Raw genomic sequence first — 8,762 nt, forward strand, 5'->3', positions numbered from 1 at the left:
CGCTGTCGCCCTAGACTGCGCCCATGTCTTCGTCTGCGATCAGCCGCCGGACCTTCGTGGCTGCGGCGGCCGCCGCAGCCGTCGCTGTCGTGACTCCGGCGAGGCCGGTGGCCTCTGCCGAGCCGAATGCGAACCCGACGATCGCTGCCCGCCGACGATTCTTCGGAGCCGAGCACGTCGACCCGCGCACCGGAGAAGTGGATCCCGACAAGGTGATCCTCTCGTGGTTCGGGGTGACGAGCTTCGCGATGGCGATCGCCGGGGACGTCTTCCTTCTGGACGCGTGGGTTCCTCGCGGGGAGTTCTCGAATCGTGTGCCGACGAGCCCCACCGAACTGGCAGCGTTGGCGCCGAGCCACATCTTCATCGGGCACGGACACTTCGACCATGCCGCCGACGCAGCCGAGATCGCGTCACTGTCCGGCGCGACGATCGTCGGCACCGAGGAGCACTGCCGGCAACTCGACGAACAGGCCGCCACGGACCTGCGGACGCATCCGTTGCCCCTGGATCGGACCGAGTTCATGCTGGGCGGTGTGACCGGGCGCGCGGTGCGGCACCTGCACTCCGGATTGCGCGCACCCCGGGGCGAGCAGGCTCCGCTCGTCCTCGCGCCCGACTTCACGCCAACCGTCGAGGACCCCCCGACGCTCCAGGATCTGCAGCACCTGGCGGATCACGCCGGCGACGAGGAGGGCGGCTCGTTGCTGTACCAGTTCGAGGTCGGCGGCTTCGTGCTCACCTGGCACGACAGTTCGGGACCGCTCGTCACCGACGCACCGCAGGTCCTCGACACCCTGCGGGAGTTGCCCGCCTCATCGGTGCAGATCGGGTCGATCCAGGGCTACAACCAGTACACGAACGGCCTCGGCGACACGCTCGACTACATCCGGGCGCTGCGCCCGGATGTGTTCGTCCCCTCTCATCACGACAACTGGCTCCCACCCGTCTCCGCGCCCGCCGCCGCGTACGAGCCGCGGTTGCGCGAGGCGGTGGCGAGCCTGCCGAATCCACCCGAGGTGCGCATGCTCGTCGATCCGACGGACTATCTGCGCCCCTCTCTGCTGACATTCGACCTGACGACGAGCTGACCCGCCTGTGGGGCCGGGACGGATGTGAACGGTTCGCTCCACCGACCCGCAATTGCTGTCGAGCTCGATCCACGACGCAATTCGGAATCCCCACGCTGTAGCGTGAGCGAATTCGCACTCCCCGCGTCGATTCTCCGGTCAAGATCGGGCAGTCACCGATCACCCGTATATACGAAAACGAGGTCACGACCTCTTTCGAGTTCGTGACCTCGTTCATCGCAGTTCGTGGAACTGCTCTCTGTGGGCGAAGGGGGACTTGAACCCCCACGTCCCGAAGGACACTGGCACCTGAAGCCAGCGCGTCTGCCATTCCGCCACTCGCCCGAGCGACTGGAGAACAGTAACACATCATCCTCGGATATAACGATTCGCCTGGTCAAAGCGGGTTTCGCTGGGCCCACCGAGGGGGTTCGGTACCGAGTTGGACAATCGCTCACGATCCTCCGAGCCGGATCGGACGAAAAGTCGATACCATGCAGGGGCGAGAACTGCATCGCGACACGCACAGACCTGGGAAGGGGGCCGCCATGGGAATAGCGCAGCGTTTCGAACGCAAGCTTCAAGCCGCAATCGGCGACGCGTTCGCGCGCGTCTTCGGAGGCGGTGTGGTCCCCCAAGAGGTCGAAGCCGCGCTTCAACAGGAAGCGACGGATGGTGTCCAGCAGCTCGATCGTGGGCTCATGCTCGCACCGAACAAGTACGTCATCACCATCAGCGAATCCGATCATGAGGCCCTGGCAGCAGACAGGGACTTGACGGTGAAGGCATTCTCCCGTCACCTTGAGGACTTCATTCGCGAACAAGGGTGGCAGACCTACGGTGAGATCAATGTTGCCTTCGAGTCGTCGTCGGCGCTGCACACAGGGCAGTACCGCACTCGCGGCTCGGTCGATCCCGATACCGGGCGCTCACCGGCGCGCGCCCCGGCCTCGCGTTCGCCCCAGAATCGCCCGACCGTGAAACCCGACCCAGGAGTTGCCCCCATGACGCAGAACCCCGGCTACGAACCCGGCCGCGAGCCCGCCGATCGCGCGGAGCCGCAGTACGCGCGCAACGGTCACGCGCACGTCGGTCAGGAGCAGCGCTACGCGCAGGGTTACGGCCAGCAGGGCGGTTACGGCCAGCCCGCCGGTGCCGCGGGTTACGACCAGGGTTACACCGATCAGGGCTACGACCAGCAGGGTTACGGCCAGCAGGGCGGCTATGACGACCGCAACTACGGTGGCGGCTACGACCAGCAGCAGGCCTACAGCCAGGAGTACGGCCGCGACTACCAGCAGCCCTACGGCGACAACCGTTACCAGGGCGGCTACGGCCAGCCCGCGGGCTACGACCAGGGCTACGCCGACCAGGGCTACCAGCCTCAGCCGTACGGCCAGCAGGCCTACGGCAACCAGGGTTACGCCGACCCGGGTTACGCGGAGCAGGGCTACGACCAGCAGGGTTACGGCCAGCAGGGCGGTTACGACGACCGCAACTACGGTGGCGGCGCCGCCTACCCGCCGGCCGGCGCCCCCGCGGGTCGTGTGCTGACCGCGACCCTCCAGCTCGAGGACGGCAGCGGCCGCTACTACCAGCTCCGCGAAGGCAGCAACATCATCGGCCGCGGCCAGGACGCCCAGTTCCGGCTCCCGGACACCGGTGTGTCACGTCGCCATATCGACATCCGCTGGGACGGCGCGGTCGCGATGCTGTCCGATCTCGGTTCCACCAACGGCACCACCGTCAACGGTGCGCCGGTGCAGGACTGGCAGCTCGCCGACGGCGATGTGGTCCGTGCCGGTCACTCGGAGATCCTGGTCCGCATCCTCTGAACGGGATTCGACACCGAATCGGACCCGACTCGAGACCTGTCCGACGCGTAGCCGACGCGTCGGACGATGCGTCGAGTCGTACACAGTCCGTATTGTGGGTGACCTCAGCACACCGGATGCGAGTGCGCCGGTCGATCATGCCGAAGGAGGATGAGCCGTGCAGGGGCTGATTCTGCAGCTGACCCGGGCGGGTTTCCTCCTCCTGCTGTGGCTGTTCATCTGGGCTGTTCTGCGCACATTGCGTTCGGACATCTACGCGGGCGCGGCCCGGCCACTGCCTCGCTATTCGGGCAAGCAGTCGGTGCTGCCGTCGCTGAGTCGCAACAAGACGGCGAAGTACCTGGTGGTCACGCAGGGTGCGCTCGCCGGCACACGCATCTCGCTGGGCACCCAGCCGGTGCTGATCGGACGTGCCGACGATTCGACGCTCGTGCTCACCGACGACTACGCCTCCACCCGCCACGCCCGGCTCTCGCCCCGTGGCTCCGACTGGTACGTCGAGGACCTGGGTTCCACCAACGGGACCTATCTCGATCGTGCGAAAGTCACCACCGCTGTCCGCGTACCCCTGGGCACCCCGGTCCGGGTCGGGAAGACCGTGATCGAGCTCCGCCCGTGACCCTTGTATTGCGATACGCAGCCCGCAGCGACCGGGGATTGGTCCGCTCCAACAACGAAGACTCCGTGTACGCCGGGGCACGCCTGCTCGCCCTCGCCGACGGCATGGGCGGCCACGCCGCCGGTGAGGTCGCCTCACAGCTGATGATCGCGGCGCTCGCCCACCTCGACGACGACGAGCCGGGCGAAGACCTGCTCGGCAAGCTCGCCGCGGCGGTCCGCGAAGGCAACGCCTCCATCGCGGACCAGGTCGAGGAGGAACCCGAACTCGACGGCATGGGCACCACGCTCACCGCGATCCTGTTCGCCGGCAGCAAGCTGGGCCTGGCCCACATCGGCGATTCGCGCGCCTACCTGTTGCGCGACGACCAGCTGACCCAGATCACCCGGGACGACACCTTCGTGCAGTCCCTTGTCGACGAGGGCCGCATCACCGCCGAGCAGGCGCATTCGCACCCGCAGCGGTCGCTGATCATGCGGGCGCTGACCGGCAGCGAGGTCGAGCCGACCCTCACGGTGCGCGAGGTGCGTGTCGGCGACCGTTACCTGGTGTGCTCGGACGGTCTGTCCGACGTGGTCAGCGACGAGACGATCGCCAACACGATGCGCGAGGGCACCCACGACGAGTGCGCCGACCGCCTCATCGAACTGGCGTTGCGCAGCGGTGGCCCCGACAACGTGACCGTCGTCGTCGCCGACGTCATCGACTTGGACTACGGGCAGAGTCATCCGATCGTCGCGGGCGCAGCGTCCGGTGAGGACGAGGACACACCCCCGCCGAACACCGCCGCCGGTCGCGCCGCGGCGATGCGCCCGCCGCGCGCCACCCCGAAGCGGGTGATCAGCACGCCCGAACCGGAATCGAAGCGCAAGCGCAGCCGCCTGTGGTGGATCATCGGGGCCATCGTCGTACTGGCGCTGCTCGCGGCCAGCGTGGTCGTGGGTCGCACGATGATCCGCAACTACTACTACGTCGGCGCCGACGACGGCCGGGTCACCGTGCTGCGGGGCGTGCCCGGCAACGTGCTCGGCTACTCGTTGCAGGAACAGGCGCTCGTGGGTTGCGTCACCGACGAGGGCATGCTGACGCTGATGGAACCCGACCACGCCAACTGCCGGGTCATGGTCGTCGACGATCTGCAGCCCGCCGCGCGCGAGCAGGTGCGCGCCGGCCTCCCCTCCGGCAACCTGGACGACGCGAAAGCGCAGATGGGCCGGCTCGTCGACGGTGATCTGCTGCCGGTATGTGTCGAGGAGAAGCCGGCACCGGCTCCGGTTCCCGCGCCCGCTTCTGCGGCACCGGCTCCGGACGGCACGGCCGCCCCGGCACCCGCGCCGGAGACCCCGACGACCCCCGTTGTCCCGCCACCACCTGCCGAGGCCGCGGCGCCCGCACCGGTGGTTCCGGCGCCGGGCCAGACACCCGTCACCGCCGCCCCGCCCGCTCCGGAGCAGACACCCTCCCCGACCCCGGCCGTACCGCAGGTACCGGGCCAGAACTGCAGGGTGGGAGCCTGATGTCGGTGTCTCACGTCGCGGGGGCTTTCCCGAGCCCACCGGGTGGATTTGCCCCTGCGCCACTGCAGTCCACCCGCCGCAACACCGAACTCCTGCTGATTCTCGCCGCGATCGGCATCACGCTGGTGTCGCTGATGCTCGTCGAGGCCAGCCAGGAACAGGCTCTCACCTGGGACCTCGCCAAGTACGGGCTGACGTATGCGGCGCTGTTCCTCGTCGCGCATCTGGCGGTGCGCCGGTTCGCGACGTACGCCGATCCGCTGCTGCTGCCGATCGTGGCGCTGCTCAACGGGCTCGGCCTGGTCCTGATCCACCGCCTGGACCTCGCCGACGCGGAGAACGCCCGGTTCATGGGCGATCCGATCCCGTCGCCCGACGCGAACCAGCAGGTCCTGTGGACCGCGCTTGCCATCGCCGGGTTCGTCGCGGTGCTGGTGCTGCTGCACGACTACCGGCTGCTCGCCCGCTACAGCTACACCCTCGGCCTGATCGGCCTGGTCGCGCTGGCCATCCCGGCGCTGCTGCCGTCGAGCCTGTCCGAGGTCAACGGCGCGAAGATCTGGATCCGGCTTCCGGGTTTCAGCATCCAGCCCGGCGAGTTCTCGAAGATCCTGCTGATCATCTTCTTCGCGTCGGTGCTCGTCGCGAAACGTGACCTGTTCACGACCGCCGGCAGGCATTTCCTCGGCATGGATTTCCCGCGCGCCCGCGACCTCGGCCCGATCCTCGCCGCGTGGATCCTGTCGATCGGCGTCATGGTGTTCGAGAAGGATCTGGGCACCTCGCTGCTGCTCTTCACGACGGTGCTGGTGATGCTCTACATCGCCACCGAACGGGTGGGTTGGCTGCTCATCGGCTTCGGTCTGCTCGCTGTCGGCTTCTTCTTCGCGTACCAGATGTTCGGGCACGTGCGGGTGCGGGTGCAGACCTGGCTCGACCCGTTCTCCGACTACGCGAACACCGGCTATCAGATCTCGCAGTCGCTGTTCGGTATGGCGACCGGAGGTGTCGGCGGCACCGGCCTGGGCAGCGGCCGGCCCGCTCAGGTGCCGTTCGCGAAGACCGACTTCATCGTCGCGGCGGTCGGTGAGGAACTGGGTCTCATCGGCCTGGCCGCGATCCTGCTGCTGTTCCTCGTCCTGATCGTGCGGGGACTGCGCACCGCGCTGGCAGTGCGCGACAGCTTCGGTAAACTGCTCGCCGCAGGCTTGTCGTTCACCCTCGCGATCCAGCTCTTCGTGGTCGTCGGCGGTGTCACCAAGCTGATTCCGCTGACGGGCCTGACCACCCCGTTCGTCTCCTACGGCGGATCGTCGCTGCTCGCGAACTATCTACTGCTGGCGTTGTTGATGAAGATCTCGCACTCGGCCCGCGAACCCGTCCTTCCCCGCAAGAAGCCTGCGCCACCGATCGCGGACGCGCAGACGGAGATGATGGGGCGCGAATGAACGGTCCTCTCCGTAAGGTCGCGATGGCCGTGATGTTCATGGTCGCCGCGCTCCTCGCCAACGCCACGTACGTGCAGGTGATCAAGGCCGACGATCTGCGCACCGATCCGCGGAACTCGCGGGTGCTGATCGACGAGTACTCCCGCCAGCGCGGCCAGATCTCCGCGAGCGGGCAGGTGCTGGCGGTGTCGGTCCCCACCGACAGCCGCTACAAGTACCTGCGCACCTATCCGGCCACCCCGGAGCAGCCGATGAGTCCGCTCGCGTACGCACCGGTCACCGGCTTCTACTCGATGCAGTACGGCAGCACCGGACTGGAACGGTCCGAGGACGCCGTCCTCAACGGGTCGGACAGCCGGCTGTTCGGGCGCCGCTTCTTCGACCTGGTGTCGGGACGCGACCCGCGCGGCGGGAACGTCGTCAGCACCATCGACCCGATGATGCAGCAGGTTGCCTATGACGAACTGACCGCCAAGGGCTACACGGGTGCGGTCGTCGCGATCGAACCGAGTACCGGCAAGATTCTGGCGATGGTGAGCACGCCGAGTTACGACCCGAACCGGTTGTCCGGGCACGACGGGGCCGCGACCAGCGCCGCCTGGGACGAACTCAACGCCGACCCGGACAAGCCGATGCTCAACCGCGCGGTGTCGCAGACCTACCCGCCGGGTTCGACGTTCAAGGTCGTGGTCACCGCCGCTGCCCTGGCGAACGGGGTCGGCCCGGAGGACCGGTTCACCGCCGCCCCGAACATCACGCTCCCGGACACGACGACGACGCTCGAGAACTACGCCGGTTCGACGTGCGGTTCCGAACCGACCGCGACGCTGCGCGAGGCGTTCGCCCGCTCGTGCAACACCGCGTTCGTCGAGATGGGTATCAACACCGGCAGGGATGCTCTCGCGGCGCAGGCCGAAGCGCTCGGGATCGGCGAGGACATGTCGATTCCGCTGTCTGTGGCAGAAAGCACAATCGGTCCGATTCCGGACGGTGCGGCACTCGGACAGTCCAGCATCGGGCAGCGCGACGTGGCCCTGACTCCTCTGGAGAACGCGGTGATCGCCGCGACGGTCGCGAACGGCGGGGTGCGCATGAAGCCGTACCTGGTGGAGCAGCTGCAGTCCCCTGACCTGTCGGTTCTCGCCGAAACGGTGCCGGAGTCGGCGGGTCAGGCGATTGCCCCGGAGGTCGCCGCGACCCTCACGGACCTGATGATCGGCGCCGAGAACTTCGCGGGCGGCTCGGGCAAGATCCCCGGCGTCCAGATCGCATCCAAGACCGGCACGGCGGAACACGGCAGCGACCCCCGTAACACTCCGCCGCACACGTGGTATATCGCCTTTGCGCCCGCGCAGCAGCCCACGGTTGCGGTAGCGGTGATCGTGGAGGACGGCGGCGATCGGGCGCTCGCGGCCACCGGCGGCTCCGTGGCCGCGCCAATCGGACGGGCCGTCATCTCGGCCGGATTGCAGGGAGGCTGACATGGCTGTGAACAGCGGCGCCATGATCGCCGACCGCTACCGACTGCAGCGGCTCATCGCGACCGGCGGCATGGGCCAGGTGTGGGAAGGACTCGACACGCGGCTCGACCGTCGGGTCGCGGTGAAGATCCTCAAGGCGGAACTGTCGGACGACCCCGACTTCCTGACCCGTTTCCGCTTCGAGGCACGCACCACCGCCCAGCTGAACCATCCCGGTATCGCCGGGGTGTTCGACTACGGCGAGATCCGCGACGCCGAAGGCCAGTCGATCGCCTACCTGGTGATGGAGCTGGTGCACGGGGAACCGCTCAACGCGGTGCTCGCGCGCGTCGGCCGGCTGTCGCTGGGGCACAGCCTCGACATGCTCGAGCAGACCGGTCGCGCGCTGCAGGCCGCGCACAACGGCGGTGTCGTGCACCGCGACGTGAAGCCGGGCAACATCCTCATCACCCCGACCGGCCAGGTCAAGATCACCGACTTCGGTATCGCGAAGGCCGTCGACGCGTCCCCGGTGACGCGCACCGGCATGGTGATGGGCACCGCCCAGTACATTTCGCCGGAGCAGGCTCTCGGTCAGGAGGCGACCTCCGCGAGCGACGTGTACTCGCTGGCCGTCGTCGGCTACGAGGCCCTGTCGGGCCGGCGGCCGTTCCTCGGCGACAGCGTCGTCACCGTCGCGATGAAGCACGTGCAGGAGGTGCCGGCGCCGCTGCCTGCGGATCTGCCGGCCGGCGTGCGCGAGGTCATCGAGATCGGCATGGCGAAGGACCCGGCGCACCGATACTCCAGCGG

7 protein-coding genes and 1 tRNA gene are annotated in these 8,762 nt (G+C 68.1%); 7 read left to right on the forward strand and 1 reads right to left on the reverse strand.

All coding sequences use genetic code 11. From position 1 onward, the window contains the following. The first annotated feature begins 23 nt into the window (after nt 1-23). Nucleotides 24-1,091 carry an MBL fold metallo-hydrolase gene (locus ACN675_RS18195; protein ID WP_420752169.1) on the forward strand — a complete coding sequence of 356 codons (1,068 nt, stop codon included), beginning with the start codon at nt 24-26 and terminating at the stop codon, nt 1,089-1,091. Nucleotides 1,092-1,332: 241 nt separating this feature from the next. Here the strand turns inward: ACN675_RS18195 and ACN675_RS18200 are convergent. After that, nucleotides 1,333-1,415, reverse strand: a tRNA-Leu gene (locus tag ACN675_RS18200). A 203-nt stretch (nt 1,416-1,618) separates the two neighbouring features. On the opposite strand from ACN675_RS18200, the gene ACN675_RS18205 reads away from it, so the two are divergent. From ACN675_RS18205 to ACN675_RS18230, 6 genes are all read left to right on the forward strand, one after another. Next, complete coding sequence (locus ACN675_RS18205) at nt 1,619-2,905, forward strand: DUF3662 and FHA domain-containing protein (protein WP_420752170.1); 1,287 nt, start codon at nt 1,619-1,621, stop codon at nt 2,903-2,905. 157 nt (nt 2,906-3,062) lie between these two features. Continuing rightward, entirely contained in the window at nt 3,063-3,524 is a 462-nt protein-coding gene (locus tag ACN675_RS18210; RefSeq protein WP_072809145.1) for an FHA domain-containing protein FhaB/FipA, read from the forward strand. Then, nucleotides 3,521-5,041, forward strand: coding sequence for a PP2C family protein-serine/threonine phosphatase (locus tag ACN675_RS18215; protein ID WP_420752171.1), 1,521 nt, complete (start codon nt 3,521-3,523; stop codon nt 5,039-5,041). Before ACN675_RS18210 ends, ACN675_RS18215 begins: the two co-directional genes overlap by 4 nt. Further along, entirely contained in the window at nt 5,041-6,489 is a 1,449-nt protein-coding gene (locus ACN675_RS18220) for an FtsW/RodA/SpoVE family cell cycle protein (protein WP_420752172.1), read from the forward strand. Before ACN675_RS18215 ends, ACN675_RS18220 begins: the two co-directional genes overlap by 1 nt. Continuing rightward, nucleotides 6,486-7,970, forward strand: a complete 1,485-nt coding sequence (locus tag ACN675_RS18225) for a peptidoglycan D,D-transpeptidase FtsI family protein (protein WP_420752173.1) — start codon at nt 6,486-6,488, stop codon at nt 7,968-7,970. The genes ACN675_RS18220 and ACN675_RS18225 overlap by 4 nt, the downstream gene beginning before the upstream one ends. 1 nt (nt 7,971) lies before the next feature. Further along, nucleotides 7,972-8,762 (forward strand): serine/threonine-protein kinase (locus tag ACN675_RS18230; protein ID WP_420752174.1); only part of this gene is annotated, 791 nt, incomplete at its 3' end.

It is taken from the genome of Rhodococcus sp. O3 (genome assembly GCF_048897285.1).
Classification (GTDB): Bacteria; Actinomycetota; Actinomycetes; order Mycobacteriales; family Mycobacteriaceae; genus Rhodococcus.